This is a genomic window from Curtobacterium flaccumfaciens UCD-AKU, assembly GCF_000349565.1.
Classification (GTDB): Bacteria; Actinomycetota; Actinomycetes; order Actinomycetales; family Microbacteriaceae; genus Curtobacterium; species Curtobacterium poinsettiae.
The window spans coordinates 760-26,737 of sequence record NZ_KB714612.1; the positions used below are offsets into that span (position 1 = coordinate 760).

Here is a 25,978-nt window from a genome sequence, read left to right on the forward strand (position 1 = left end):
GCGTCCGCCACCGCCGACGCCACCAAGCGCGCTGCCGACGCCACCGCCGACACGACGAAGCGTGCCGTCGACGCCGCTGCCGAGACCGGCGAGCGTGTTCGCGACTCCGCCTCGGAGTCCCTCGCCCGCGCATCGGAGCAGGCCGCCGACGCGGCATCGTCCGCGAAGGACGCCGCCGAACAGGCCCGCGACGTCGTCGTCGAGACAGCCGGCACGACCCGCGACCGGGCCGCCGACGTCGCCGGTGCCGCGGCCGAAGCGGCTGACGACGCCGCTGACGCCGCTGACTCGGCCGCCGACGCCGCAGCGGCACCGCGGCACCGGGACCAGCCGTGACCACCGCCTGGTCCGGAGGGCGCCGGTCCCGCGACCGGCGCCCCCGACCCCGCGGCGTCTGGATCGCCGGCGGCATCGGGGTCTTCCTCGTGCTCGCCATCGCGGTCGGCGGCTTCCTGCCGCTGGTCGGGTTCCTCGGCGGGGTCACCGCGACCACCGCCGGCCTCGTGCCGTTCCCGTTCGTCCGTGTCACCCTGATCGCACTGCTCGGTGCGGTCGTGGTGCTCGCCCTGCTCCTGCTCGCCCTGACCCGCCGGCACACCGCCACCGCGACGACCGCCGTCGTGCTCGCCGTCCTGGTGAGCGTGGCCGTCACCCTGGTCCCCGTCGTCCTGGTCGCCGTCGGCTCCGCAGACCGCGCCGGCGACGTCTGGCCGATCGTCACGGACCTCTGGAACCGCTTCACCGGCTGACGTCGGGCACACGGCGACGGCCTGGAGGCCCGCCCCGCCCGACCACGTCGGCGCACCCGGGTGGTCCGCCGGTCCACTGCCCGTCCGCTAGCCTCGCGACGTGAAGCGTCTCTCCCCTGGCCAGCGCTGGGTCATCGGTCTCGGCGCGTTCGCGCTCGTCTGTCTCGTCGTCGGCGTCATCGGGCTGGCGGTCGGGGTCACGAACCGGTACGGGTGCCTCTCCGACTCCGAGACCTGGCCGCAGTCCCGCTGCCTCGGCGACGACTCCGGGATCTACTGGGGCAGCAGCCTCGGCATCATCGGGCTGCTGCACCTCGGCCTGACCGGCCTGGCCGGTGCACTCGTCTGGACCTCGACCCCGGCGATCGCGCCGCGTCCCGTCAAGCGTCCGACGCCGCGCCCCGGAGCGACGCACCGGGTCTTCTCGTACGGCACCCTCCAGCAGCCCCTGGTGCAGGAGTCCCTGTTCGGCGACCACGTCCCGACGACCGCGGACTCCCTGCCCGGCTGGCGACTCGACTGGGTGACGATCACCGACCCGGACGTCATCCGGACGAGCGGCTCCGACCGGCACCCGATCCTGCGCCGCGGCGCCGCGGGCGACGTCGTCGAGGGCGTGGCCCTGACGCTCGGGTACGAGTGGCAGCTCCGCGCGGTCGACGACTACGAGGTCGCCGACTACCAGCGCATCCAGGTCACGCTGGCCTCGGGCTGGACGGCCTGGGTCTACGTGGCGGCCGACGAAGCCTGAGCCGCAACGCGCAGCCGTCCGAGCCCCTCGTCGATCGACACCGACGGGGTCCACCGCAGGTCCTGCCGGGTCCGTCGCTGGTCGAACCAGTGCGCGGTCGAGAGCTGTTCGGCCAGGAACCGGGTCATCGGCGGCTCGTCCTCACCCGGTCGGACACGCCAGACGGCCTCGACCACTGAGCCCGCTGCCCGGGCGACCGCCGCCGGCACGTGCCACTGCGGTGGCCGGACGCCCGATGCCGTGCAGATGCCGGCGAGCAGGTGGGCGACGGGTCGGGGCTCACCGTTCGTGACGACGTACGCGTTGCCGTGCACGCCGTCGTCCGTGACGCGCTCGAGTGCCGCGACCATGGCCGTCGCGGCGTTGTCGACGTAGAGCGTGTCGATGAGCGCGGCGCCGGAGTCGAGCAGCGGGAGCCGTCCGGCTCGGGCCCGCTCGACGATCCGTCCGACGAGCTGCGTGTCACCCGGCCCCCACACCAGGTGCGGCCGGACCGCCACGACGGCGAAGTCCGGGGCGTCGGCGTCGAGTGCCAGCAGCTCCGCCGCGGCCTTGGTGCGGGCGTAGTCGCCACGGGCACGGGACGGTTCGGCAGGTCCGGCGTCGGCCCCGACGAGCGACGACCCGGTGTGCGCGACCGACGGCGACGACACGAAGACGAAGCGCGCGACCCCGGCGGCACGGGCGGCTCGCAGCAGTGATCGCGTTCCGTCGACGTTCACGCGCGCGAAGTCGGCTGGGTCCCCGGCGAGCGACACCTTGGCGGCCAGGTGCACGACGGCTTCGACCCCGTCGACCGCGCGGGCGATCGCGGCGTCGTCGGTCATCGTGCCGGCGACGTCCTGCACCCCGGGCACACCGGATGGACGGCGCTGGAACGTCCGGACCTCGTGCCCGGCGTCCCGCACGGCCGCGGCGGTGGCCTGCCCGAGGAACCCGCTGGCCCCGGTGACCAGGACCTTCACGGCCGTACCATCCGTCCGCCGGACAGCACCGAGCCGGCCCAGCGGGACAGCCGGGTGCGGTCGACCTTGGAGTTGTGCCGGATGTCGGTCGGCAGCACGGGCACGACGAGCACTGCGGCGAGCCGGACCCCGGCGGCAGCGCGGACCGCGGCGGCGAGCTGCGGCGACGCCAGACCCGGCCGGCGCACGGCGGGATCGGTCTCGACGACGGCCACCACCTGCTGCGTGCCGATCGGACCGATGGCCGCGACCCCGGTACGTCCGACACCGTCGACGCCCTCGATCCGCTGCTCCGGCCCGACCGGTGTGACGACCCCGTCGGGCGTGGTGAGCACGTGCTGCAGCCGGCCTTCGACCCAGACCCGTCCCGCGGAGTCGAGGTGTCCGACGTCCCCGGTGCGGTGTCCGCGCGGGTCGTCGACCCCGAGCCGCGAGACCCGGTCGGTGCGCCAGAGCCGGTCGTAGTGGTCGCGCACGTGCGGTGCCGCGACGACGATCTCGCCGGTGACCCCGGGCGCGTCCGTCAGGGCTCCGGTCGCGCGACCGGAACCGTCGAGCGGCGCGATGCGGACGCGGACGTTCGCCGCTGGCACCCCGACGCAGATCCCCTCGTCGGTGGACCGGCCGGCGGCGCGGACCCCGTCCAGGTCGACGTCGGTCATGAGCAGCCCCTCGGTCATGCCGTAGGGGGTGTGGGCAGTGGCGTTCGGCATCAGCTCGGTCGCCGCGGTCAGCAGCACGGCCGACACGGGAGCGCCGGCCGACAGGAACAGCCGCACGCCCCGCAGCGCCGCACGGTCGGCATCGGTGAGCTCCGACGCCGTCTCGACCACGTTGGCCAGCGCTGCCGGCGACAGGAACACCACGGTGGCATCGGCGGCGGCGACCGACGCAGCGACCGCCTTCGCCGTGAGCGTGCGCGGCGCGGTGACGTCCATGTCCGGCGCGACCGACCTGGCGCCGAGTGCCGGGCCGAGCAGCGCGAACGGTGCGAACCCGGCGACGAGTCCGGTGCCGACCCCGACGTCGTACTGGGTCGCCAGGGCGTCCCGGACGGCGCTCAGCTGCCCGTGCGTGTACACGACGCCCTTCGCCGGGCCGGTCGACCCCGAGGTGAACAGCACCGCGGCGGGCGCGTCCGGCGACGGCACTGCCGGCAGTTCCGCCCCGTGCGCGAGACGACGCGCACCACGTCGGGCCACGTCGACGAGCGTGTGCTCGACGCGCAGCGCCCTCCGTGCCGGTGCGGGCAGCGAGACCGTCGCGATGCGTCGCCCCGGCCAGCCGAGGGCACGCGCGGCACCGAGGCCGGGCAGCGCGCCGATGATCCAGTCGGGTCGGGCACCGCGGACCGCGCGGGTCAGGCCCCCGAGGCCGAGACCGGCATCCGCGACGACGACGACCGCCCCGATCCGCACGCAGGCGTACAGGACGGCGGTCAGGTCGGCACCGGGGGTCACCAGGAGCGAGACACGGTCGCCGCTCCGGACCCCCAGGTCGTCCAGCCCGGCGGCGATCTCGTCGACCCGTCGGGCGAGCAGCCGCCACGTGATCGTGCGGGGACCGCCCGCGGCGGCCATCTCGACCAGGGCGGGGTCGTCACTCCCCCGCAGCTCGTCGAGCCGCGCCCAGAGCGGCGGCGTCGCCGCGGCGGGCCGGTCCGTGTCCACGGGTCCGGACTGGAGGCCCGGGTCGGCCTGTGCACGACGGCCACCGTCCGGCAGGCGGTCACCGAGCCAGTCGAACACCGCGCCCGCCACGTCGGCGTCATCAGGCAGCAGGTGCCCGGCGCCCTCGAACCGGTGGACGTCGGCGTGCGGCATCCGCTCGGTCAGGTCGTCCAGGTAGCGCTCGAGGAACACCGGGTCACGCGGACCCCAGAGCAGGAGCGCCGGCACGTCGAGCGCCGCCACACCCGCAGCGATGCGGTCGAGCTCCGGCGCACTCCGGTGCCGGGCGTCGACGGGGATGTCCGCGACGAAGCCGCCGATGCCACCGCGCCGCGCGGCACCACGGTAGGGCGCCCGGTAGCCGTCGGCCGTGGCACGGTCGAGCTTCGGGTGCGCGATGGCCAGGGTGGTCTCGAGGAACGCGGGGGTCACGACCGTCGCGCGGCCGAGCATGCCGGGGCCGAGGGCGAGCCGCAGCGGGGCGGGGATCGGGGCGTCGTCGGGCTGGTGCACCGCGGTGTTGCACGTCATCGCGGCGGCCAGGACGTCCGGGTGGTCGACCGCCCAGCCGAGCGACACCACACCGCCCCAGTCGTGGCCGAGGGTGACGACCGGGCCGGTCAGCCCGAGTTCGTCGGTCAGGGCACCGAGGTCCGCGACGCGCTGCGGCAGCCCCCGCTCGACGCCGGTGCGCTCCGAGAAGCCCATGTCGAGCTGGTCGACGGCGACCACGCGCCAGGCCGGGCCGCCGGCCTGGGCGACCTCGAGCGAGGTGCGGAGCACCGACCGCCAGAGGTACGACCAGGTCGGGTTGCCGTGCACGCACAGGATGGTGCCGACCGGTTCCACGCCGAGCGCGGCCAGGGACCCGGCCGTGTCGAGGAGGTGCCAGGTGCGCGCGGCGCGATCCGTTCCTCCCCTGCGATCTCCGGACCACGCGGGGACCGTGACCAGACGCGACCACGCCGGGTCGAGGCCGGGCAGGGAGGGTGGCTGCGTCGCCGGAGCCGTGCTCGCGGCGACGCGGGGCAACCGGGACCTCACCAGTGGAGTTCCATCATCGCCGTGTTGATGCCGGAGCCGACGCCGCCCAGGAACACGCGGTCACCGCGACGGATGCCGCCGGAGGCGACCTCGTCGGCCAGGGTGATCGGGATCGACGCGGGGCCGACGTTGCCGAACCGCTGGTAGGTGGTGGGGACCTTGTCGCGCGGGATGCCGATCGCCTCGACGAAGGCGTTGGTGTGCACGTCGGAGACCTGGTGCAGCACGTAGCGGTCCATGTCGGCCCAGTCGAAGTGGGCGCGGGCCTCGGTCCAGGCGGCGACGACGAGCTCCATGCCGCCCTTGAGCAGCATCTTGGCGTCCGTGAACATGCCGTCGACGCTGCCGACGCACAGGTCGTACCACTGGGTCGCCGCGCGGGTGACGCCGCCGACGATCCGGTGTCCTTCGGGGTGCAGGTCCGCCGGGCCGAGCACGGCCGCCGCGGCGCCGGACCCGAGGGTCAGGCTGGCGAACTCGCTCATGAAGTCCTTGCGGTTCCGCCCGCCCTGGTTCAGGCGGTCGATGGTGTTGAGCTGCACCTGGTCGGCGTCCTCGCCGTCGACGACGAGCGCGTACTTGATCTGCCCGGAGTCGATCATGCCCGCGGCGACGCTCATGGCGTTGACGAACCCGAGGCACGCGTTCGCGATGTCGAAGTTGATGGCCGACGACGGCAGCCCGAGCCCGTGGTGCAGGCGGACGGCCACCGACGGCTCCAGGTGCGGACGGGTCACCGAGGTGTTGATGAGCAGGCCGATCTCGTCCGGACGCACCCCGGCCTCGGCCATGGCACGGCGGCCGGCGTCGATCGCGGCGTCCTGGAAGGTCTGCCCCTCGCCCCAGTTGCGACGTTCGATGACCCCGGCGACGCGCTCGAGCAGTCCCATCGGCAGACGGAGACGACGGAGGACCCCACGGAGCTTGGCCTCGATGTCGGCAGAGGTCGTCACACGCTCCGCCGTGGTGGTCGCCACGGAGAGCAGTGAGACGTTCCGGTGCTTCGCCGTGGCGTTGCCGGGCTGCTCCGGTTCACTGCTCGATGCCTGGTCGACCGGCCGTTCCGTCATGATCGTCACCGACACATACTTCCGCATCTGGCCTGTGTGCGCGATCCGGATGCGCTGGACGGCTCCGGATCAGACGTCCTTCGGCAACTTCCGCACCTTCGCGCGCCGCTTGCGACGCTCCGGGATCATCGAGCGCATCTCCTCGAGCTTGCCGAAGCAGAGCAGGCGGTCCCCCGGCTCGAGGGCGACACCGCTGCGTGGGTTCGGGATGACGTTCGAGCCACGGTGCAGGGTGAGGACCGTGATGTCGCGGTCCCAGAGCCCGGACTCCTTGATCGTCTTGCCGACCAGGTCCGCGTTGGTGTGCACGAGGAGCTCCGCGACGCCGTAGCCGGTCGAGACGGACAGCCGCTGGCGGACGTCGATCTCGGGGAACGCCACCTGGTTCGCGATGAAGTCGACGACCGCACCGGCGATGTCGAGGCCGGTGGCACGCTCGACGCCCTCGAGCCCCGGTGAGGAGTTGACCTCCATCACGAGCGGCCCGTCGTTGCCCTCGAGCATGTCGACGCCGGCGACCTTCAGGCCCATGATCTGCGCCGAACGGACGGCCACGGCCTCGTACTCGGGCGTGAGCGTGACCTTCTCGACGGTGCCGCCGCGGTGCACGTTCGACCGGAACTCGTCACCCGAGGCGGTCCGGCGCATCGCCGCGACGACCCGGTCACCGACGACCAGGGCACGGATGTCCCGGCCGCGGCTCTCGGCGATGAACCGCTGGATCAGGACGTTCTGCTTGGTGGAGTGCAGGGTCTCGACGATCGACTCGGCGACCTTCGCCTCGGGTGCCAGGATCACGCCGATGCCCTGCGTGCCCTCGAGGAGCTTGATGACGACGGGCGCGCCGCCGACCCGCTCGATCGCGCCGCGCACGTCGTTGCGGCCGGCCACGAACGTCGTCGCCGGCATGCCGATGTCGTGCCGCGACAGGATCTGGTTCGCCCGGAGCTTGTCACGCGAGTTCGTGATGCCGTTCGCCGTGTTCGGCGTGTAGACGTCCATCTGCTCGAACTGCCGCACGACGGCGGTGCCGTAGTAGGTGATCGAGTTGCCGATGCGCGGCAGCACGGCGTCGTAGTCGCTCAGCAGCTTGCCGCGGTAGAGCAGGTCCGGGTCGTCACCGGACAGGTCGATCGCGAAGCGCAGCGTGTTGAGCACCTTGACCTCGTGCCCGCGGTCGAGTGCCGCTGCGCGGAGGCGCTGGGTCGAGTACGCCTGGGGCGCACGCGACAGGATGGCGAGTTTCATCGAGGGGTTCTCCGCTGGGTCGGATCGACGGCGACGCTCCATCAAAGCATGCGGACGTGGCCGCGGAGCATGCGACAGGATGGGCACATGGCCCGAGCTCCGAAGTCCTCCGACAGCGGGCTCGTCGTCGCCGGGTGGCGGGAGTGGGCGGGCCTGCCGGACCTCGGCGTGCCGTGGATCAAGGTGAAGCTCGACACCGGCGCCCGGAGCTCCGCGTTGCACGCCTTCGACCTCGAGGAACTGCCCGGCGAGCGGGTCCGGTTCTCGCTGCACCCCTGGCAGGACACCGATGCCGACGCCGCCACGATCGAGTGCGACGTGCACGACCGGCGCGTCGTCCGCAGCTCCACCGGGCACACCCAGGAACGCATCGTGGTGCTGACGCAGATCGCCCTGGCCGGGCGCGTCGTCGAGTCCGAGGTCACGCTGAGCAACCGCGACCAGATGGGCTTCCGGATGCTCGTCGGGCGCGAGGCGCTCCGGCAGGGCTTCCTCGTCGATCCTGCGCGGTCCTTCGTGGCCGGGCGGGCTCCGAAGGAGATCCGGCGCCGCAACCGCGGGCGCGCCTGAGCGGTCCTGGTCACCCGGCACGGGCCGTTGCCGCGACCGGTCGACGGCCTGGAGGCGCGGTGCGGGGCCGCCACGGGCCTCCCGTCCGCCTCGGCGCGCGTCTCGGGCGCTGGTCGGGTCAGTGACCGAGGTGGCGGCCGAGGAAGGCGAGCTGCTGCGGCGCCAGACGGCGCCAGTAGCCGTGCGTGTGGCCGCCGGGTGCGAAGCCCCCGGCCGGCGGCTCGGCGAAGCCGTCGACGTAGGCGTGCACCGCCGGCGCGAACCCGTCGCCGTTGCCGCAGTCGACGCGGACCGCGACGCCGTCGAGCGCGCGCTGCCGCCCGAGGACGGTGTTCGCGCGGAAGTCGGCTGCGTCGTCGAAGGCGCCGCGGGCGGTGTCGGCGGCCGACTTCCAGAGCGCGGGGCTGATGGCCGAGACGGCCCGGACGCGCGCGGCGCCGAGGACCCCTGCGAGCCGGAGCGCGCCGAAGCCACCCATCGAGTAGCCGGTCACGGCGAGGCGGTCGGTGTCGTACCCGCGGCGGGCGATCAGGGGCAGGAACTCGTCGACGACCATCGCGGCGGGGTCGTCCCCGTCGGCTCGTGGGTGCCAGTACCGGTTGCCGCCGTCGATCGAGGCGATCGCGAACGGGGCTCCGCCGGCGGCCACGTGCGCCGCGAGGAACCGGTCGTAGCCCAGGCTGCGCCCGAAGAACGAGGTGTGGTCGTCGCCGTACCCGTGCAGGGCGACCGCCACCGGCAAGGGGGTGTCGGACGCCGGTGCCGCGATCGTCCAGCCGACGGTGCGGCCCTTCCGCGCCGCCGACACGAAGGTGCCGGAGGTCGTGGGGACGGGCTCGACGTCGGGGACCGTGCCGTCGGTGCCGTCCAGACCGAGGACCCGGTACATGGTCGAGCGCCCGGGCAGCAGTCCGAGGTTGATCGCCTCGGCCACGGCTCCGGCGGCGACGACGCCCGTCCCGCCGATCAGCAGGGAGCGGCGGGTGATCGTGGCAGCACGCGATCGGGTCATGGGGTGGGCGCCGTTCCGTCGGGGGTGGTGTGTTCCCGTATGAGGGACGCGGCGACGGACCGTGCCGTCGTCGTGTCGAGCGCGGGGTCGCGCAACCGCATCGCAAGGGAACCGGAGACGATGAGGAGCAGCTGGTCGGCGAGGGCCTCGGCACGGGGACCGACCACCGGCGCGGCCCGCGACACGAGCCGCTGCCGCAACGTGGTGGTCTCGAGGTCCAGGACCTGCCGGACCTCGGCGGGCGCGTCCGCGTACTCGGCGGCGGTGCCGAGGAAGGCGCACCAGCGGGAGCCCGTGGGCGTCGAGCGGTAGTCGTCGAGGGCGTCGAACACGGCCAGCAGCCGGCCCAGGTCGTCCCGTTCGGCGGCGACCGCACGGTCCCAGGTGGCGATCCAGTCGTCGTGGCGACGGGTGAGCGCCGCGGCGACGAGTGCCTCCTTGCTCGCGTAGCCGCGGTAGAGCGTCGCCGTCGAGACCCCGGCCCGTTCGAGGACGGCGTCGATCGGGGTGGCGGCGATCCCCTGCGAGAAGAAGAGCTCCTCGGCGGCGTCGAGCAGCCGTTGCTCGGTTCCTGGGCGCATCACCATGACAGCACCCTAGGGTCTGAAAAGTGAAACGATCGTTTTCGTTGCGACATCGACTGCTCCTCGTGAGCGGACTCGGCCTGATCGCGGCCACCTACGGCCTGGTGCGGCTGGCGTACGGGCTGTTCCTGCCCGACGTGCAACGCGACCTGGGGCTCCGGTCCGACGCCGCCGGATGGGTCTCGTCGGGCGCCTCGGCGCTGTACTGCGTCGGTGCGGTCGCCGGGTTCCTGCTCGCCGCACGGATGCCCCGGGTCCTCGTCGCGGTTGCCACGCTGGTGGCGGGGGTCGGTGCGATCGCCATGGCCACCGCCGACGGTCCGGTGCCGTTCGGTGTCAGCGCAGTGCTCGCGTCGGCAGGCGCCGGGCTCGCGTCCCCCGCACTCGTGCGACTCGTCGCGGAGCAGGTGCCGTCCGCGTTGCTCGGTCGAGCGCAGGCGGTCGTGAACGCCGGCACCGGACCGGGGCTCGTGGGCGCCGGGGTCCTCGCGCTCGTGCTGCTGCCCGACTGGCGGACGGCCTGGGCGGTGTCCGCGGTGTTCGCCCTGGCCGTCGGAACCCTGTTGCTCGTGGTGTCCCGGGGTGGTGCGGCGGCATCCCGGCCCCCGCTGCCCGGTGCTCCGTGGTTCGCGGCGCACCGAGGGGTCATCGTGCTGGCGCTGCTGTTCGGGGCCGGGTCCGCCGTCGTCTGGACCTACGGTCGTTCGGCCCTGGTGGACGCCGGTGCGTCGGTCGTGGTCTCGGTGTCGGCCTGGATCGCGCTCGGGGTCGGCGGAGCGGCCGTCGTGGTCACTGCGCGGTGGACGAACGGACTGCACGCCCGGACCCTCTGGGCGGTCACGGCGGGCTCGGTCGCCGTCGCCGTCGTCGTGCTGGGGGCCTTGCCGCAGTCGACGGTCGCAGCACTGCTGGCGTGTGCCGTGTTCGGTTGGGGCTACACGGCGGCGACCGGGGCGCTGATCGCGTGGACGACCGAGATCGACTCCGAGCGGTCGTCGGCCGGCACGTCGATGCTGTTCGTCGCACTCGTGCTCGGGCAGGCCGTCGGCGCGGCGGGTGCCGGAGCGCTCGTCGGTGCGATCGGGTTCGTCGCGACGTTCGTGGTCGGGGCCGTCGTGACCGCGGCGAGCGCCGTCCCCGCGGTGGTCCGTCGGCCGGGTGGGGTCCGTGCCGTCAGAGCAGCGGGCGGAGCTCGATCTTCCGGTTGCACGCCTGCGACGCCTGGTGCGCCACCCGGGCCGCCGTCTCGGCGTCCGGGAGCTCCATGACCCAGAAGCCGGCGACGTACTCGTCGGTGGCGGTCGCGGGTCCGGTCGTGGCGCGCCCGGCCGTCGCGGGGCCGGTGGCCGCGTCGCCCGCACCTGCACGGGCGTCGACCAGGGTGGCGTCGGCCGGTGCGGAGACGCCGGCCGCGAACACGATCGCGTCGGCCATCCGTTGGTTGAAGGAGTCGACCGCGGCGGCTTCGGCGTCGGTCGCGGAGTACGTGTTGCCGACGGCGGCGGCCTGGCCGTCGTCGATGACGTTGACGAGGAACTGCATGGCGTCTCCCCTGCTCGTTGGCGGGAGGCTACTCTCGTCGCGCACTGGCCGACCTCTTCGCCCCGAAGCTGCGGTTCCACTGGGACATCCGCGCATGCGGCAGTTTCACGTTTACCATCTGTGAACATGAACACTTCCACTCGAGGAGCTGCAGCCGGGACTCGCCTCAGGCAAGGGCGCGGCTGGCAGACGCCGGTGTTCCTGTGCAGTGCCGCCCTGGTCGCGTCCTTCGTGTTCGTGGCCGAGGGGCTGGGTGCCCCGCGGCTGCCCGTCCTCGCGATTGCCGCTGTCGCCGTCATCGCACTGTGGCTCGTCGCGAGTACCCGGCGGGTCGTCCCCCGCGGAGGCAACCGACTGATGACAGTCGCCTGGGTCGCAACCGGCGTCCTCTACGTCCTCGCCGTTGCTCCGCTCGACGCCGCGGTGCTCCGAGGACTCGACGGGTCGACGTCGCTGATGGCATGGGGAGCGACCTCGCTCGTCGTCGCAGCTCCACTCATCGTGGCGGCAGCGCAGGCTCGGCCGCGGCGCCGATGACGAGCGGCGCCCACCCTCGGCACGAACTCGACGACCGGATCCACTCGCCGGTGCGGTTCTCACTGCTCGCCCTGCTCAGGACGGTGGACGAAGCGGAGTTCGGTGTCGTCCGGGACGCACTCGAGGTCAGCGACTCAACACTGTCCCAAGCAGCGGCGGTTCTGGGCGAGGCGGGGTTCCTCCGCGTCCGCAGGCTTCGCGTGGGGCGGAGCACGAGGAGCTGGCTCGCCCTCACCGACGCAGGACGAGATGCGTTCGAGCGGCACGTCGCCGTCATCCTGGCGATCGCCGAACCCGACGGGTGACCAGAGCACCGTGAAGCGAGCGGACGCCGAGCAGTCCAGCGTGATGGCGACATCGCACCGGGATTCCGCTAGCGTTTCGCGAGTGGGGACGACGGCGGAGTGGTCGCGACTGCCGGTGGGGCGGCACGAGTACCGACAGGACACGGTGCTCGCCGTGGTGCTGGCCGGTGGGCTCGCGCTCACGACGTTCCTGTACGGGTCGGCCGGCACGTACGGCGACGACCAGGCCGTCTGGTGGGTCTCGGCCCTGATGATCGTCGCGAACGCGGCACCGATCGCGTTCCGCCGACGGTTCCCCATGTCGGTGGCGTTGGTGTCGGCGGTGGCGTTCGCCGCGACGCAGCTGCTCCGTGTCCCCGAGGTCTTCCTCGTCAACTTCACGCTCTTCATCGCGCTGTACACGGTCGGAGCGTGGTGCTCGGACCGTGTCCGGTCGGAAGCGGTGCGCTGGGTCGTCATCGGTGGCATGTTCGCGTGGCTGTTCATCGCGATCTCGTTCGGGTGGGCGTCACCGAACTCCCTGCCGAACGACACGGACTCGCCCGTGGCGCCGTACGTGGCGATCTCGCTGCTCAACATCTTCATCAACGTGATCTACTTCGGCGCCGCCTGGTACGCCGGCAACCGCGCCTGGGCCTCCGCCGTCGCGCGGCACCAGCTCGCCGAGCGCACCGCCGAACTCGCCGCGGAGCGGGAACGGTCGGCCGCGCAAGCGGTCACGATCGAGCGGGTGCGGATCGCCCGCGAGCTGCACGACGTCGTCGCCCACCACGTGTCGCTGATGGGTGTGCAGGCGGGTGCGGCACGGCGCGTGCTCGACCGCGACCCGGGGCAGGCGTCCGCATCGCTCGAGGTGGTGGAGGAGAACGCCCGTACCGCGGTGGAGGAGCTGCGGCGGATGCTCGGTACCCTGCGCTCCGACGACGATGCGGCCGGCGGCGGGACGACCGGTGGCGACGGGCCGAGCACCGAGGGCATCACGCGGATTGCCGAACTGGCCGAGTCGGCCCGGGTGGCCGGCCACCCCGCCGAGTACGTCGTCGTGGGTACCGAGCGCCCGGTGCCACCGACGGTGGCCGCCGTGGCGTACCGGATCGTGCAGGAAGCGGTGACGAACATCCTGAAGCACGCCGGACCGACCGCCCGCGCCGACGTCCGGCTGCGGTACCTGGACGACAGCGTCGAGGTCGAGGTCGCGGACGATGGACTCGGTGCCCGTGCAGCCCGGAGCACCTCCGGCAGCGGGCTCGGACACGTCGGGATGCGGGAACGCGTCGACGCCGTGGACGGACGGATCGAGATCGGGCCACGCGCCCGGGGAGGCTACCTGGTGCGTGCATGGCTGCCGACGACGTGAACGGGACGGCCGACCTGACCATCGTGCTGGCCGACGACCAGGAACTCGTCCGTGCCGGGTTCCGCGTGATCCTGGAGTCCGAGCCGGGCTTCCGGGTGGTCGGAGAGGCCTCGGACGGAGCGCGGGCGGTCGAGGCCGTGCAGGCGCTTCGCCCCGACGTGGTCTGCCTCGACGTGCAGATGCCCGGCGTCGACGGGCTCGAGGCCGCGCGGCGGATCGCGGCGCTGCCGGACCCGCCGGCGGTGCTCATCCTCACGACGTTCGACAGCGACGATGCACTGTTCCAGGCGCTCGAGGCGGGAGCGAGCGGGTTCCTGCTGAAGAACGCCTCCCCCGAGCGGCTGATCGACGCGGTGCGGACCGTCGCCGCCGGGGACGCCCTGCTCGCGCCGGACGTCACGCGGCGGGTGATCAGCCGGGCGACGGCGACGACGCTGCCGGAGACCCGGCCCGAGCCGGCGACCACCGCGACGGCAGCGACGTCCGGCCGGGATGCGCTCACCGCCGCCGGGCTCACCGAGCGGGAGACCGAGGTGCTGCGGCTCCTCGCCCGAGGCCTGAGCAACGCGGAGATCGCCGCCGAGCTCTACGTCGGGGATGCCACCGTGAAGACCCACGTGTCGAACGTGCTGCAGAAGCTCGCACTGCGCGACCGGATCCAGGCGGTCGTCTGGGCGTTCGAGCACGGCGTCGCCGGCTGACCGAGCCCGACCGATCCGGCACCGGCGGGACAAGTCCGCACGGTGCCGAGTTCGCAGACATCGCCGCACCGTGCGCCATCGTTCAACCCGTGCGGCCTTGACCGCACCGTGCCCCGCCAGCACGACGCACCGAGCAACCAAACCCGCACCAGCCCAACAAGCCCGCACAGTGCCCACCACCGCACCCCACGCCCGCACCGTGCGCCATCGTTCAACCCGTGCAGCGTCGACCGCACCGTGCCCCGCCACCACGACGCACCGAGCAACCAAACCCGCACCAGCCGAACAGGCCCGCACCGTGCCGACTCGACGCACGCACCCCGCACCCCGCACCCCGCACCCACCCCGCACGCTCCTCCCCCACGCGGTGGAGCCGACCCCCCGCCCAAGTCCCGCCCGGCGGCGGAGGCGGGGCGTGCCTCCCGGCCAATAGCGTCGGACGCAGCGACGACCAGCGTCGTGACGAAGGGGAACGACATGCTCACCATCGAAGGGGTGACCAAGCACTTCGGTGACCGCCAGGTGCTCGACGACGTGGGGTTCACGGTCGGCAGCGGCCGCCTCACCGGCTTCGTCGGCGGCAACGGCGCCGGCAAGACCACCACCATGCGCATCATGCTCGGCGTGCTCCAGGCCGACGCGGGCACGGTCTCGATCGACGGCACCGCGGTCCGTCCCGCCGACCGCCGCCGCTTCGGCTACATGCCCGAGGAACGCGGCCTGTACCCGAAGATGCCGGTGGCCGAGCAGATCACCTACCTGGCCCGGCTGCACGGCGTCGACAAGCGCACCGCGACGACCCGCACCGGCGAACTGCTCGAACGACTCGAGCTCACGCAGCACGCAGGCGACGCCGTCGAGAAGCTCTCGCTCGGCAACCAGCAGCGCGTGCAGATCGCGGCGGCGCTGGCCCACGACCCCGAGGTGCTCGTGCTCGACGAGCCGTTCTCGGGCCTCGACCCGATGGCCGTCGACACGGTGCTCGGTGTCCTGCGCGAGACCGCCGCCCGTGGCGTCCCGGTGCTGTTCTCGAGCCACCAGCTCGACGTGGTCGAACGGCTGTGCGACGACGTCGTGGTCATCGCCGGTGGCACGATCCGCGCCGCCGGTCCGCAGGAGGAACTCCGCAAGCAGGCCGGCCCCGCCGCGTGGGAGCTGCTGGTCGACGGCGACGTCGCCTGGCTCCGCGACGAGCCGGGTGTGGCCGTGCGGGAGTTCGACGGCGGCTACGCGGTCTTCGAGGCCGACGCCGCCACCGCCCAGCGCGTCCTGCAGCGTGCCGTCCAGCACGGCTCCGTCGGGTCGTTCTCGCCGCGGGTGCCGCGGCTCAGCGAGGTCTTCCGGGAGGTCGTCCGATGAACAGCTCCTTCGTGCAGGCCGTGCGGCTCGTCTCCGCTCGCGAGATCCAGGCACGCATCCGCAGCAAGGCCTTCGTGGTCTCGGCACTCATCCTGATCGGCATGGTGGTCGCCTCGATCGTCGTCGGCGGGATCGTGAGCAAGGCCACCGCCGACGACACCACCGCGGTCGCGGTCGTCGACGGTGTCGCGCTGCCGACCACCAGTGGGCTCGACGTCACGAAGTCGGCATCGGTCGACGACGCCGAACGGCTCGTCACGAAGGGCGACGTCGACGCCGCGATCGTGCCGTCGGACGACCCGCTCGGCTACAAGGTCGTCGGGCTCGACGAGGCCCCGTCCGAGGTCGTCTCGGCGTTGAGCGTCACCCCGCGCATCGAGCTGCTCGACCCGGACGCGCTGCCGGGTGGGCTGGTCTACCTCATCGCGATCGCGTTCGGCGTCGTGTACTTCGCGTCGGCGGTGACGTTCGGCCAGTCGATCGCGCAGAGCGTGGTCGAGGAGAAGTCGACGCGGGTGGTCGAGATCCTGATGTCCGCGATCCCGGCCCGGGCGCTGCTCGCCGGCAAGGTGCTCGGCAACAGCATCATGGCGTTCGCCCAGATCGTCGCGGTGGCCGTCGCCGCCATCGTCACCCTGGCGGTGACCGGGCAGGACAACACGTTCGCGATGCTCGGCCCGAGCATCCTGTGGTTCATCGGCTTCTTCGCGATCGGGTTCGTGCTGCTGGCGTCCCTGTTCGCGGCCGCCGCCGTGCTGGTGTCCCGGCAGGAGGACGTCGGCAGCGTCACCACCCCGGTGATGATGCTCGTGATGATCCCGTACTTCCTGATCATCGTCGCGTACGACAACCCGACGATCCTCGGCATCATGTCGTACGTGCCGTTCAGCGCCCCGATCGGCATGCCGATGCGGATCTTCCTGGGGACGGCCGAGTGGTGGGAGCCGATCCTGTCGCTCGTCATCGTCGCCGCTTCGGTGGTCGCGGTCGTGGTCATCGGTGCCCGCGTCTACGAGAACGCGCTGCTCCGCACCGGCAGTCGCGTGAAGCTGTCGGAGGCGCTGCGCGGCTGACGCCGCAGGACCGGCAGGCCCAGCGCACCCGGCGCACCCGGCGCACCCGGCGCACCCGGCTGCCCCGGACGGGAGGCCCGCCCAGCGTGAGCAGACCTGCTCACGTGGGGCGGGCCTCCCGTCCGTTGCCCGGCGCCGGTCAGGCGGTCAGCGTCGCGAAGGCGGACCGGTGCCAGACCAGCGGATTGTGCGCGAAGTCGGACATGAGTCCGAGCACCCGGAGCACCACGATGTCGTGGTCGCCGGCCGGGTAGGTGTGCTCGACCGAGCACTCCAGCCAGATCGGCGCCCCCTGCAGGAACACCGCGCCCGTCTCGGCGACCGTCGTGTCGACACCGACGAACCGGATCGACTTGTCCCGCGATGCGAGCTGCCGGGTGACCTGCGCGTGCCCCTCACCGAGGATCGAGACCCCGATCGTGCCGGCGTCGCGGAGTACCGGCCACGTGGTCGACGTGTGCTGCACGGCGAACATCACGAGCGGTGGGTCCTGTGAGACGCCGACCGTGAACGAGGACGCGACGAGCACGGTCGGTTCGCCGTCGACGACGGCGGAGAGCGCGGCGACACCGCACGGGAACCCGGAGAACGCCTGCTTGAGCGCGGAGCGGTCCGGGGCCTCGGTGGAGTAGGGGCTGATCATGACGCGGTTCCTTCCTGGTGAGCGGCGGCGGCGAGGACGACGTCCTGCCAGCGGGCGAGCCACACGTCGGTCGATGCGGGGTCCGAGTAGTGCTTGTCGTTCAGGTACAGGGCTGGGGCGACGACGGTCGCGCCGAGTTCGACCAGCACCGGTTTGAGGAAGACCTCCGGAGCGAGGGCGTGCGCTGGACCGGCACCGAGCATGAGCGGCACCGCGACGACGCCGGCGAGTCCGTCGCCGGTGCCGAACTGGTCGAGGAACAGCTTGAGCACGCCGGTGTACGTCGCCTTGAACGTCGGCGACGCGACGACGACGAGGTCGGAGCCGGCGACGGTGCGGACGGCGTCCGAGACGGCGGGGTCGCCCCAGCCGAGCAGTCCGGCACCGAGGTCGATGACGTCGACGACGTGGTCCGGGGCCCGGCCGGTGAGCCGCTCGAGCACGACCGTCGCGGCGTCGAGTGTCCGTGAGGCCGGCTTGGGGTTGCCGGCGACGACGGTGGTGATCATCGGGGTGCTCCTGTCGATGGGCGGGTGGTGGGTGCTTGGTGCAGTCCACCGCTCGTTCGTTTCGCCGCCGTACCGCGTCCGTATCGGCTGGGTTACGCCAGCTGCCCCGGCCCTGCGGCACCCGAATGTCCCGGTCAGCGGGGCTGCGCGTCCGGGCCGCTCCGCCATTCCGCCAGGCGTCGTCCCCACTGACCGCGCCGGATTGTGAGAGCGCCGTTTCCGGAAGTCGCCTCGGATGGGTCCGGCGTGTTTCGCCCCGCCGTCGCCGGCCCGTCACCGCCCGGATCCGCCCCTGCACGCGGGTCGGTGGCGCAGTCGTCCGCCCCGGATCCGTGGGGCGGACGACCCTCCGCGTCGGGCGCCGCAGGTGGCCTAACACCAGCGAAACAAACGCCTAACAGGACCGTTACCGGGCGACCCTCTGTCGGCACGCCCTGGCCGTTACATTCGCATCAGCCCCACTGCAGCGGCCGGCGTCACCGGCGATCCGCCACACGTCGGCCCCGCCCCGATCCGATGCCCCGCCGCCCGTCCCCGGCTCCCTTGCACGCTCCACCCCGCGCCGCGGGGCCTTCGGGGTCCCCGCCGCCCGTCCCCGCACCGGCTTCCCCCGCCCCCCCGCACCTTCCCTGCTCCACCCGTCCAGGAGGTCCCCGACCGATGTCGTCCCCCGCTCCGTCCCGAACGCGTCCGTCGCGTCCCGTGCTCCTCGCCGCCGCGATCTCCGGCGTGCTCTTCCTGTCCGCGTGCTCCGCCACCTCGACCGCGTCGACGAGCTCCGGTGACGTCACCGCCGGCGTCGAGCACGCCACGAGCCAGATCGAGGCCGCCAGCGTCGACCCGGCGTTCACCTTCGAGGGCGCGCGCTTCGACATGTCGGGGATCGCCGGCAAGACGATCTTCAACATCCCGAACTCGTCAGCCGTCCCGTTCATCACCGCGGTCGACGAGGCCGGCGAGAAGGTCGCCGAGCAGTACGGCGCCAAGTGGATCGAGTACACGAACCAGGGCACACCCACCGAGCACTCCGCCGGCATCGATCAGGCGATCAGCCGCGGAGCCGACATCATCGTGCTGGCGCAGGGTGTCAACGGCGAACTGATCGTCCCGGCACTGAAGCGTGCGAAGGCAGCGGGGATCCCCGTGCTGATCAGCCACACCTACCAGACCGGGCAAGCGCTGCCGGACCAGCTGCAGGGGCTCGTGGCCGCACAGGTGACCGCCCCGTTCCACGAAGCCGCGAAGCTCAACGCCGACTGGGCCATCAAGGAGACCAAGGGTCAGGGCGACGTCCTCATCATCACGTCGTCCGAGGTGCCCCCGTCCGACGGCATCGTCACGGCGATGCAGGACGAGTTCGAGGCGCAGTGCGACGGCTGCAAGGTGAAGGTGACCAACGTCCCCGTCGCCGACTGGGCGACGAAGATCTCGTCGACGGTGCAGTCCGCCGTGCAGTCCGACCCGAACCTCGACTACGTCCTGCCGGTCTACGACTCGATGACGCTGTACGTCGAGGCCGGCGTGACCGCTGCCGGCAAGACCGGCCAGGTCTTCACCTCCTCGTACAACGGCACCCCCGCGGTGCTGAAGATCCTGCAGGAGGGCACCGTCCTCACGATGGACATCGGCGAGAACATGGAGTGGCTCGCGTACGCGACCCTCGACCAGGCCGGCCGTGTCCTGACCGGCACGCCGATCATCGAGGACGGCGACGAGAAGACCCCGCTCAAGGTCTTCACGAAGGACAACGTCGACGCGACCGGCACGCCGCCGGCGCCGAGCAAGGGCTACGGCGACGCGTACAAGACCGGGTACGAAGCGATCTGGGGCGCGGCCGAGTGACCGCCACCCGGGAGGCTCGGCTCGGCTCCGCATCGTCGGCTGCGGTCGTCGGGACGGGTGCGGACACCGCGCCGGTCCTGCGGATCAGCGGGCTCACGAAGCGCTTCGGCGGGCTGACCGCACTCGACGACGTCGACCTCGAGGTCCTGCCGGGCCAGGTGCACGCGCTGCTCGGCGAGAACGGCTCCGGCAAGTCGACCCTCATCAAGGTCCTGTCCGGCACCTACGCGCCGGAACCGGGCGCGACGATCGAGGTCCGTGGCGCCCGGCTGCCACTACCGGTGCCTCCCGGGTACTTCCGCCGTGTGGGGATCAGCTTCGTCCACCAGGACCTCGCACTCGTCCCCTCGCTCGGTGTGACCGAGAACCTGCGGCTCGCGACCGTGGTGGCCGGGCGTGGACCCTTCGTCCGCTGGGGCGCCGAGCACCGTGCCGCGGCCGAGCTGTTCGCGCGGTACGGGGTCGACATCGACCCACGGGCCCGGATCGACGAACTCACCGACACCCAGAAGGCGCTCGTCGCGATCCTGCGGGCCGTCGCCGAGCTGGGCGACGACCGGGCGCTCATCGTGCTCGACGAGCCGACGGTCTTCCTGCCGAAGGAGGACGCCGACCTGCTCTTCCGGGTCGTGCAGGACCTGGTCGCGGACGGCCGCACCTCGGCGCTGCTGGTGTCGCACGACATGTCCGAGGTCCTCGAACACGCCGACCGTGTCACCGTCCTGCGGGCCGGCCGGGTCCAGGCGCACCGGGACACCGCCACGACGACGGCGGACGAGCTCGTCTCCCTCATCGTCGGACGCGGACTGGACGGTCCCGCCGCCAGGACTCCGCGCCCGGCGACCACCGGCGACGCCGTCGTGACGGTGCGGGACCTGCGGGTCGGCGTCGTCGACGGTCTGTCGTTCGACGTGGCGGACGGCGAGGTCGTCGGCATCACCGGGCTCGCCGGCTCCGGTGTCGAGGACGTGCTGCCCGGCCTGTACGGGGCACGCCCCGCGACGGGCTCGCTCACCGTGCGGCACGACGGGGCGACACCCGCTCCGGTCGACCTGACGCGGGTGACGCCCGGTTCCTCGATCGCCCGCGGCGTCGTCTACGTCCCCGCCGACCGCAAGCGCGAGGGCGGGGCGCTCACCCTGTCCGTCGAGCAGAACGTCACGCTCCCCGTCCTCGGGAAGCTCCGCGGGCTGCTCGGCCTCTCGCCCGCGCGGGAACGCGCCCACGTCGCGGGACTCGTCCGCGACTACGACGTCCGACCAGCCGACCCGGCCGCCCTGTTCGGCACGCTGTCCGGCGGCAACCAGCAGAAGGCCGTCCTGGCCAAGTGGATGCAGGACGCCCCGAGGCTCGTGCTGCTGCAGGAGCCGACCCAGGGCATCGACGTCGGGGCACGCGCCGCGATCTTCTCGATGCTCCGCCGGAGCGCCGAGCAGGGCGTCACGATCGTCTGCGCCTCCACCGACTACGACCAGCTCGCGCAGGTCTGCGACCGCGTCGTCGTCCTCGCCCAGGGTCGCGTGCACGACGTGCTGACCGACGACCGCGTCGACCGCGACGTCATCGCGGCCGCGGTCGTGGCGAGCCTCGTCGACCGAGATGCCCAGGCGTCACCCACCGGGTCCCCGTCCCCCGCGGGCTCGTCCTCCCCCGATGCCTCCTCCGCAGTCAAGGAGAACGCCTGATGTCCACCACCGCCGACCCCGTCCTCGAGACCTCGATCGTCCGTCCGACCCGCCCGCGCTTCTCGTGGGGACACACCGAGCGGTACGCGCTGCTCGGCGCCTGGCTCGTCATCGTCATCGCGTTCAGCATCGCGCTGCCCGACACGTACCCGACCCTCGGCAACCTGCAGAACATCCTCGGGTCCCAGTCGGTGCTGCTCATCCTGGCGCTCGGGTTCCTGTTCCCGCTCACCGCCGGTGAGTTCGACCTGTCCGGCGCCTCGACGATGTCGCTCTCCGCGATGACCATCGCCGTGCTCAACGCGAAGATGGACGTCCCGCTCGTGCCCGCGATCGCCGCAGGCCTGGTCATCGGCGTCGTCGTGGGCCTGGTCAACGGGCTGCTGACCGTCGGGTTCCGCATCGACTCGTTCATCGTCACCCTCGGCACGTCGACCTTCATGATCGGGATCATCCAGTGGATGAGCGTGTCGTCCTCGGTGACGGGCATCGACCCGGCACTCGTGCAGGCCACGGTCGGGTGGCGCGGGCTCGCAGGCCTGCCGCTCGCGTTCGTCTACGGCCTCATCGCCACGGTCGTCGTCCTGGTCGTCCTGAGCGCCACCCCGGTCGGCCGACGGCTGCTGTTCGTCGGTACCGGCCGCACCGTCGCGGAACTCTCCGGGCTGAACGTCCGACGGCTCCGGGTCGGTGCGTTCGTGGGCGCCGGCTTCACCGCCGCGGTGGCCGGGGTCGTCTACGCCGGCACCCTCGGCGGCGCCGACCCGTCGAGCGGACAGTCGTTCCTGCTCCCCGCGTTCGCCGCCTGCTACCTCGGTGCGACCGCGATCGTCCCGGGGCGCTTCAACGCGATCGGCACGTTCATCGCCGTGTACTTCCTGTTCTCCGGCGTGGTCGGTCTGCAGATGCTCGGCGCCGACAACTTCGTGCAGCAGCTCTTCTACGGCGGCGCCCTCATCGTCGCCGTCGCCGTCTCGCAGACCATCCGGCGGCACTCCGTCGCGACCGCCGCCAAGGCCGCCGCGAAGCGTCCCTGACCCTGCTCCCCCTTCGACACCCACCACAGAAAGCGAGTTCCCCATGGACATCGGAGTCTTCATCCCGATCGGCAGCAACGGCTGGCTCATCTCCACCACGTCGCCCCAGTACAAGCCGTCGTTCGACCTGAACCTCGAGATCGTGCAGAAGGCCGAGGCGTACGGCTTCGACTTCGCCCTGTCGATGATCAAGCTGCGCGGCTTCGGTGGCCCGAGCGGCTTCTGGGACGAGAACCTCGAGTCCTTCACCCTGATGGCCGGTCTCGCCGCCCGCACCGAACGGATCCGCCTGTTCGCGACGACCGCGGTCCTCACCATCCCGCCGGCGATCGCGGCACGCATGGCGGCGACCGTCGACTCGATCTCGCACGGCCGCTTCGGGCTGAACCTGGTCGCCGGGTGGCAGAAGGCGGAGTACGACCAGATGGGCCTGTGGCCGGGCGACGAGGTGCACTTCAAGCGCCGCTACGCGTACCAGACCGAGTACATGCAGGTGATGAAGGAGCTGTGGGAGACCGGCCGGAGCGACTTCCACGGCGAGTACTTCCAGATGGACGACTGCCGGATGCTGCCGCGACCGACGTCGCACATCCCGATCGTCTCGGCCGGTCAGTCGTCGCAGGGCATGGCGTTCGCCGCGGAGTACTCGGACTACAACTTCTCGATGGGCGTCGGTGTGAACACCCCGACCGCCTACGCCGAACAGAACCAGGCCCTGCTCGAGGCACGCGAGAAGACCGGCCGTGACGTCGGCTCCTACGTGCTCTTCATGGTGATCGCCGACGAGACCGACGAGGCCGCCCAGGCGAAGTGGGAGCGGTACAGCGACGGGGTCGACGTCGAGGCGATCGCCTGGATGACCGGCCAGGCGCTCACCGATACCGAGGGCGAGGACGGCAACACGGCCAAGCGGATCTCGCTGCCCGAGGGGGCCGTCAACATGAACATGGGTACGCTCGTCGGCTCCTACGAGCACGTCGCCGCGATGCTCGACGAAGCCGCCGCCGTCGAGGGCACCAAGGGCATCATGCTGGTGTTCGACGACTTCCTGCAGGGGATGGACGACTTCGGCACCCGCATCCAGCCGCTGATGCGCACCCGCGAGGGCGTCGCGTCCGCTGCTCCGAGCGCGGTCACCGCATGAGCGCCGCCGCGAGCCGACCGGTCATCGAGGTCGCGGTCGTCCAGGCCGGCGAGACCCCCGCTGACGGCGACACCGCACTCGACGAACTCATCACCCTGTTCGAGCAGGCCGCGGAGGGTGCCGACCTGGTCGTGTTCCCCGAGCTCTGCACCACGCCCTACTTCTGCGGCGTGGTCAACGACAGCCGGAAGTCCTGGGCACAGCCCGTCCCCGGTCCGGCGACCGCCCGCTTCGCGAGCGCGGCGAAGCGTCTGGGCACCGCCGTCGCCTTCGGTCTCTACGAGGACGCGGGCGACGCGCAGTACAACAGCGCGGTGCTCATCGACGCCGACGGCACGCTCGTGCACGGCACCGACGTGCACGGCGACCGCGTGGCGTCGTACCGCAAGACGTCGATCCCGACGAACGCGATCTCCGACGTCGACGAGAAGCACTACTTCGCCGCCGGTGCCGGACCGGTCGTCTTCGACGCGCTCGGCACCCGCTTCGGCATGCTCATCTGCTACGACCGGAGCTTCCCCGAGTACTGGCTCGCGTCACGTGCCGCCGGGGCCGAGGTGATGCTCGTGCTCGTGTCGTCGATGGGCTTCCGCGAGACCCTGTTCACCCAGGAACTGCAGGTCCGCGCGCTCGAGACGCAGACGTGGGTCCTCGCCCCGAACCGCGGCGGCGAAGAGACCGTCGACGGCAAGACCGTCAGCTACTTCGGTCGGTCCTCGGTCGTCTCACCACGGGGTGACCTGGTCGTCTCGGCCCCCGCCCACCAGGCGGGACCGATCATCCGGGCCACCATCGACGTCGGCGAGGTCGCGGCAGCCCGCCGGGACTTCCCGCTCGGACGTGACCGGCAGCCCGGGGTGTTCCGGTACCTCGCCGACGCCCACGCAGCGGCGGCGGTCCCCGCGTGACGGACGTCGCCGCCCTGGTCCGCGGCACCATCGCACCGCAGCTCGACCGCGCGCTGGCCGCGAGTCGCGCGAACCCGTTGCCCGCGGCTCCGTCGGCGCTGCCCGCGGAACCGGCTCACAGCGCGCAGCTGTTCGGCCGGCTCCTCGGCGCGGCGATCGACGGGGCCCCGGCGCCGACCGCTGCCGGTCCGGACGACGACCTGGCGGTGTGCCGGGCTGCCACCGACCCCGCTGGCGCCTCGGTCGTCGAACTCCTCGCCGCGTACCGGTCCGGCACCACGACCCCTTCCGAGGTCCTCGCCGCACTCGCCCCGCACTGGACGAGCGACGACGTCTGGTCGGACGCCGTCCTGCGCCTGGTGCAGGGGGCCGAGGAAGCCGCCGCCGAGTCCACCCGCCGCTGGGCGGACGGCGAGGCCCGACCGCTCGAGGGGATCCCGTTCGCGGTGAAGGACATCATCGACGTCGCGGGGACGATCGTCACGAGCGGCTCGCTCCAGACCGGTGACCGTGTGGCCCCGAAGGACGCCACCGTCGTGGCTCGGCTCCGCTCCGCCGGCGCGATCCCGGTGTTCACGGCGGCCACCACCGAGTTCGCCTGCGGCGGGCCGCACAACGCCCGGTACGGCGCCGTGCGGAACCCGTGGGACCCCGAGCGCTGGACCGGTGGCTCCTCGACCGGGTCGGGTTCGGCGCTGGCCGCCCGGATCGTCCCGCTCGCGCTCGGGTCCGACACCGGCGGATCGATCCGCGTCCCGTCCGCCCTCTGCGGGACCACGGGCATCAAGCCGACGTACGGCCTCGTGCCGCGCACCGGGGTCGCGAGCCTGTCGTGGACGCTCGACCACGTCGGCCCGATGGCACGCTCGGCCGAGGACCTCGCCCTCGTCCTGGCGGTCATCGCCGGTTCCGACGGCGAGGACCCGACGACGTTCCCCACCGTTCCGCTCATCGAGGCCGCGCCCGAACGGGTCGAGGGGCTCCGGATCGGGGTCCCGCTCGACTGGTTCACCGAACGCGTCGACCGCGCGGTGCTCGACGCACACGCTGCGGCGGTCGAGCGCTTCCGCGAGCTCGGCGCGACACTCGTGCCGATCGAGTTCGACGACCTGGAGTCGATCGACTCCGAGTGCTGGACGGTGTTCTACGGGGAGCTCGCCGCGAACCAGGAGGCCAACGCCGACACGGCCGACCTGTTCGACGCCGGCACCCGCGCCCGGTTCGACGTGTCGTTCCTGCCGACCGCGGCGGACTACCTCCGGGCACTCCGCCGTCGCCCGCTCGTGCAGGCCGCGATGGTCGCGCGGATGGACGAAGCCGGCGTGGACGTGGTGCTCACCCCCGGGATCGGCGCCACCGCCCCGCGGCTCGACGACCTGACGATGTCGGTCGACGGCGAGCGGTTCAACCTGCACGACGTCATCCCCCGGAACACCCGGCTGTTCGACTACGTGGGGTTCCCCGCGCTGATGATGCCGGCGGGCACCGCGCCGGACGGCCTGCCCGTCGGCGTGCAGCTCGTCGCGCGGCCGTGGGACGACCGCCTCGTGCTGTCCGCGGCCGCCGCCTTCCAGCGGGTCACGACGCACCACCGCCTGGTGCCGCCGTCGTCCGCCGTGCGAGGGCCGACCGATCGGTAGCCGCACCATCGACGAGGGCGCCGCCCGGCGACG

General features: G+C 72.4%; 25 protein-coding genes and 1 pseudogene. 17 read left to right on the forward strand and 9 right to left on the reverse strand.

Going from position 1 to position 25,978, the window contains the following annotated elements; all coding sequences use genetic code 11:
* The 3 genes and pseudogenes from H489_RS38170 to H489_RS38635 form a co-directional block, all read left to right on the forward strand.
* Window positions 1-336 (forward strand): annotated as a pseudogene (locus H489_RS38170) (hypothetical protein); the annotation flags it as partial.
* Window positions 333-749: a hypothetical protein gene (locus tag H489_RS26815; protein ID WP_017886821.1), complete on the forward strand. Its 417-nt coding sequence runs from the start codon at window positions 333-335 to the stop codon at window positions 747-749. The pseudogene H489_RS38170 and the gene H489_RS26815, both read left to right, overlap by 4 nt.
* Window positions 750-849: 100 nt before the next feature.
* Window positions 850-1,500 carry a gamma-glutamylcyclotransferase family protein gene (locus H489_RS38635; RefSeq protein WP_017886822.1) on the forward strand — a complete coding sequence of 217 codons (651 nt, stop codon included), beginning with the start codon at window positions 850-852 and terminating at the stop codon, window positions 1,498-1,500.
* Here the strand turns inward: H489_RS38635 and H489_RS26820 are convergent.
* The 4 genes from H489_RS26820 to H489_RS26835 all read right to left on the reverse strand — a co-directional run bounded on the left by H489_RS26820 (window position 1,476) and on the right by H489_RS26835 (window position 7,497).
* Window positions 1,476-2,465, reverse strand: a complete 990-nt coding sequence (locus H489_RS26820) for an NAD-dependent epimerase/dehydratase family protein (RefSeq protein ID WP_017886823.1) — start codon at window positions 2,463-2,465, stop codon at window positions 1,476-1,478. The two genes, H489_RS38635 and H489_RS26820, sit on opposite strands and share 25 nt — an antisense overlap.
* Window positions 2,462-5,167 carry an alpha/beta fold hydrolase gene (locus H489_RS26825; RefSeq protein ID WP_017886824.1) on the reverse strand — a complete coding sequence of 902 codons (2,706 nt, stop codon included), beginning with the start codon at window positions 5,165-5,167 and terminating at the stop codon, window positions 2,462-2,464. The genes H489_RS26820 and H489_RS26825 overlap by 4 nt, the downstream gene beginning before the upstream one ends.
* Before the next feature lie 8 nt (window positions 5,168-5,175).
* Window positions 5,176-6,249 (reverse strand): 3-oxoacyl-ACP synthase III, encoded by a 1,074-nt coding sequence (locus H489_RS26830; RefSeq protein ID WP_042537701.1) that lies wholly within the window; start codon window positions 6,247-6,249, stop codon window positions 5,176-5,178.
* A gap of 69 nt (window positions 6,250-6,318) precedes the next feature.
* A complete protein-coding gene (locus tag H489_RS26835) occupies window positions 6,319-7,497 on the reverse strand; it encodes a RimK family alpha-L-glutamate ligase (RefSeq protein ID WP_031259540.1) in 1,179 nt (392 codons plus the stop codon).
* An 87-nt stretch (window positions 7,498-7,584) separates the two neighbouring features.
* Between H489_RS26835 and H489_RS26840 the strand changes: the two genes are divergently transcribed.
* A complete protein-coding gene (locus tag H489_RS26840; RefSeq protein WP_017886827.1) occupies window positions 7,585-8,067 on the forward strand; it encodes an ATP-dependent zinc protease in 483 nt (160 codons plus the stop codon).
* A 118-nt stretch (window positions 8,068-8,185) separates the two neighbouring features.
* Here the strand turns inward: H489_RS26840 and H489_RS26845 are convergent, their stop codons facing one another.
* Together H489_RS26845 and H489_RS26850 are read right to left on the reverse strand one after the other, a co-directional pair.
* Entirely contained in the window at window positions 8,186-9,079 is an 894-nt protein-coding gene (locus tag H489_RS26845; RefSeq protein ID WP_017886828.1) for an alpha/beta hydrolase, read from the reverse strand.
* Complete coding sequence (locus H489_RS26850; RefSeq protein ID WP_017886829.1) at window positions 9,076-9,666, reverse strand: TetR/AcrR family transcriptional regulator; 591 nt, start codon at window positions 9,664-9,666, stop codon at window positions 9,076-9,078. The genes H489_RS26845 and H489_RS26850 overlap by 4 nt, the downstream gene beginning before the upstream one ends.
* Before the next feature lie 62 nt (window positions 9,667-9,728).
* Here H489_RS26850 and H489_RS26855 point away from each other — a divergent pair, with 62 nt between their 5' ends.
* Window positions 9,729-10,931 (forward strand): MFS transporter, encoded by a 1,203-nt coding sequence (locus H489_RS26855; protein ID WP_017886830.1) that lies wholly within the window; start codon window positions 9,729-9,731, stop codon window positions 10,929-10,931.
* On the opposite strand, the gene H489_RS37335 is transcribed toward H489_RS26855, so the two are convergent.
* Window positions 10,837-11,205 (reverse strand): YciI family protein, encoded by a 369-nt coding sequence (locus H489_RS37335; RefSeq protein ID WP_081612260.1) that lies wholly within the window; start codon window positions 11,203-11,205, stop codon window positions 10,837-10,839. The genes H489_RS26855 and H489_RS37335 overlap by 95 nt on opposite strands.
* Window positions 11,206-11,331: 126 nt before the next feature.
* On the opposite strand from H489_RS37335, the gene H489_RS26865 reads away from it, so the two are divergent.
* From H489_RS26865 to H489_RS26890, 6 genes are all read left to right on the forward strand, one after another.
* Window positions 11,332-11,742 (forward strand): hypothetical protein, encoded by a 411-nt coding sequence (locus H489_RS26865; RefSeq protein WP_152427231.1) that lies wholly within the window; start codon window positions 11,332-11,334, stop codon window positions 11,740-11,742.
* Window positions 11,739-12,047, forward strand: a complete 309-nt coding sequence (locus tag H489_RS26870; RefSeq protein ID WP_017886832.1) for a transcriptional regulator — start codon at window positions 11,739-11,741, stop codon at window positions 12,045-12,047. The genes H489_RS26865 and H489_RS26870 overlap by 4 nt, the downstream gene beginning before the upstream one ends.
* An 82-nt stretch (window positions 12,048-12,129) precedes the next feature.
* The gene (locus H489_RS26875) at window positions 12,130-13,404 is read left to right on the forward strand and encodes a sensor histidine kinase (RefSeq protein ID WP_042537695.1); all 1,275 of its coding nucleotides are present in this window, start codon (window positions 12,130-12,132) and stop codon (window positions 13,402-13,404) included.
* Window positions 13,386-14,105, forward strand: coding sequence for a response regulator (locus H489_RS26880; protein ID WP_017886834.1), 720 nt, complete (start codon window positions 13,386-13,388; stop codon window positions 14,103-14,105). The genes H489_RS26875 and H489_RS26880 overlap by 19 nt, the downstream gene beginning before the upstream one ends.
* 477 nt (window positions 14,106-14,582) lie before the next feature.
* Window positions 14,583-15,464: an ABC transporter ATP-binding protein gene (locus H489_RS26885; protein WP_031259546.1), complete on the forward strand. Its 882-nt coding sequence runs from the start codon at window positions 14,583-14,585 to the stop codon at window positions 15,462-15,464.
* Window positions 15,461-16,537 (forward strand): ABC transporter permease, encoded by a 1,077-nt coding sequence (locus tag H489_RS26890; protein WP_017886836.1) that lies wholly within the window; start codon window positions 15,461-15,463, stop codon window positions 16,535-16,537. The genes H489_RS26885 and H489_RS26890 overlap by 4 nt, the downstream gene beginning before the upstream one ends.
* A 139-nt stretch (window positions 16,538-16,676) precedes the next feature.
* Here the strand turns inward: H489_RS26890 and H489_RS26895 are convergent, their stop codons facing one another.
* Window positions 16,677-17,180 (reverse strand): flavin reductase family protein, encoded by a 504-nt coding sequence (locus H489_RS26895; RefSeq protein WP_017886837.1) that lies wholly within the window; start codon window positions 17,178-17,180, stop codon window positions 16,677-16,679.
* On the reverse strand, window positions 17,177-17,689 hold the full coding sequence (locus H489_RS26900; RefSeq protein ID WP_017886838.1) for an NADPH-dependent FMN reductase: 513 nt from the start codon (window positions 17,687-17,689) through the stop codon (window positions 17,177-17,179). The genes H489_RS26895 and H489_RS26900 overlap by 4 nt, the downstream gene beginning before the upstream one ends.
* Window positions 17,690-18,349: 660 nt before the next feature.
* Here H489_RS26900 and H489_RS26905 point away from each other — a divergent pair.
* From H489_RS26905 to H489_RS26930, 6 genes are read left to right on the forward strand one after another with little or no spacing between them, the layout of a single operon-like run.
* Window positions 18,350-19,531, forward strand: a complete 1,182-nt coding sequence (locus H489_RS26905) for a sugar ABC transporter substrate-binding protein (protein WP_031259547.1) — start codon at window positions 18,350-18,352, stop codon at window positions 19,529-19,531.
* Window positions 19,528-21,216 carry a sugar ABC transporter ATP-binding protein gene (locus H489_RS26910; RefSeq protein ID WP_017886840.1) on the forward strand — a complete coding sequence of 563 codons (1,689 nt, stop codon included), beginning with the start codon at window positions 19,528-19,530 and terminating at the stop codon, window positions 21,214-21,216. Before H489_RS26905 ends, H489_RS26910 begins: the two co-directional genes overlap by 4 nt.
* A complete protein-coding gene (locus tag H489_RS26915) occupies window positions 21,216-22,253 on the forward strand; it encodes an ABC transporter permease (RefSeq protein WP_017886841.1) in 1,038 nt (345 codons plus the stop codon). The genes H489_RS26910 and H489_RS26915 overlap by 1 nt, the downstream gene beginning before the upstream one ends.
* 43 nt (window positions 22,254-22,296) lie before the next feature.
* Window positions 22,297-23,397 (forward strand): pyrimidine utilization protein A, encoded by a 1,101-nt coding sequence (rutA, locus tag H489_RS26920; protein WP_017886842.1) that lies wholly within the window; start codon window positions 22,297-22,299, stop codon window positions 23,395-23,397.
* Window positions 23,394-24,305: a carbon-nitrogen hydrolase family protein gene (locus tag H489_RS26925; protein ID WP_017886843.1), complete on the forward strand. Its 912-nt coding sequence runs from the start codon at window positions 23,394-23,396 to the stop codon at window positions 24,303-24,305. Before rutA ends, H489_RS26925 begins: the two co-directional genes overlap by 4 nt.
* Entirely contained in the window at window positions 24,302-25,945 is a 1,644-nt protein-coding gene (locus H489_RS26930; protein WP_017886844.1) for an amidase, read from the forward strand. The genes H489_RS26925 and H489_RS26930 overlap by 4 nt, the downstream gene beginning before the upstream one ends.
* Window positions 25,946-25,978: the final 33 nt, after the last annotated feature.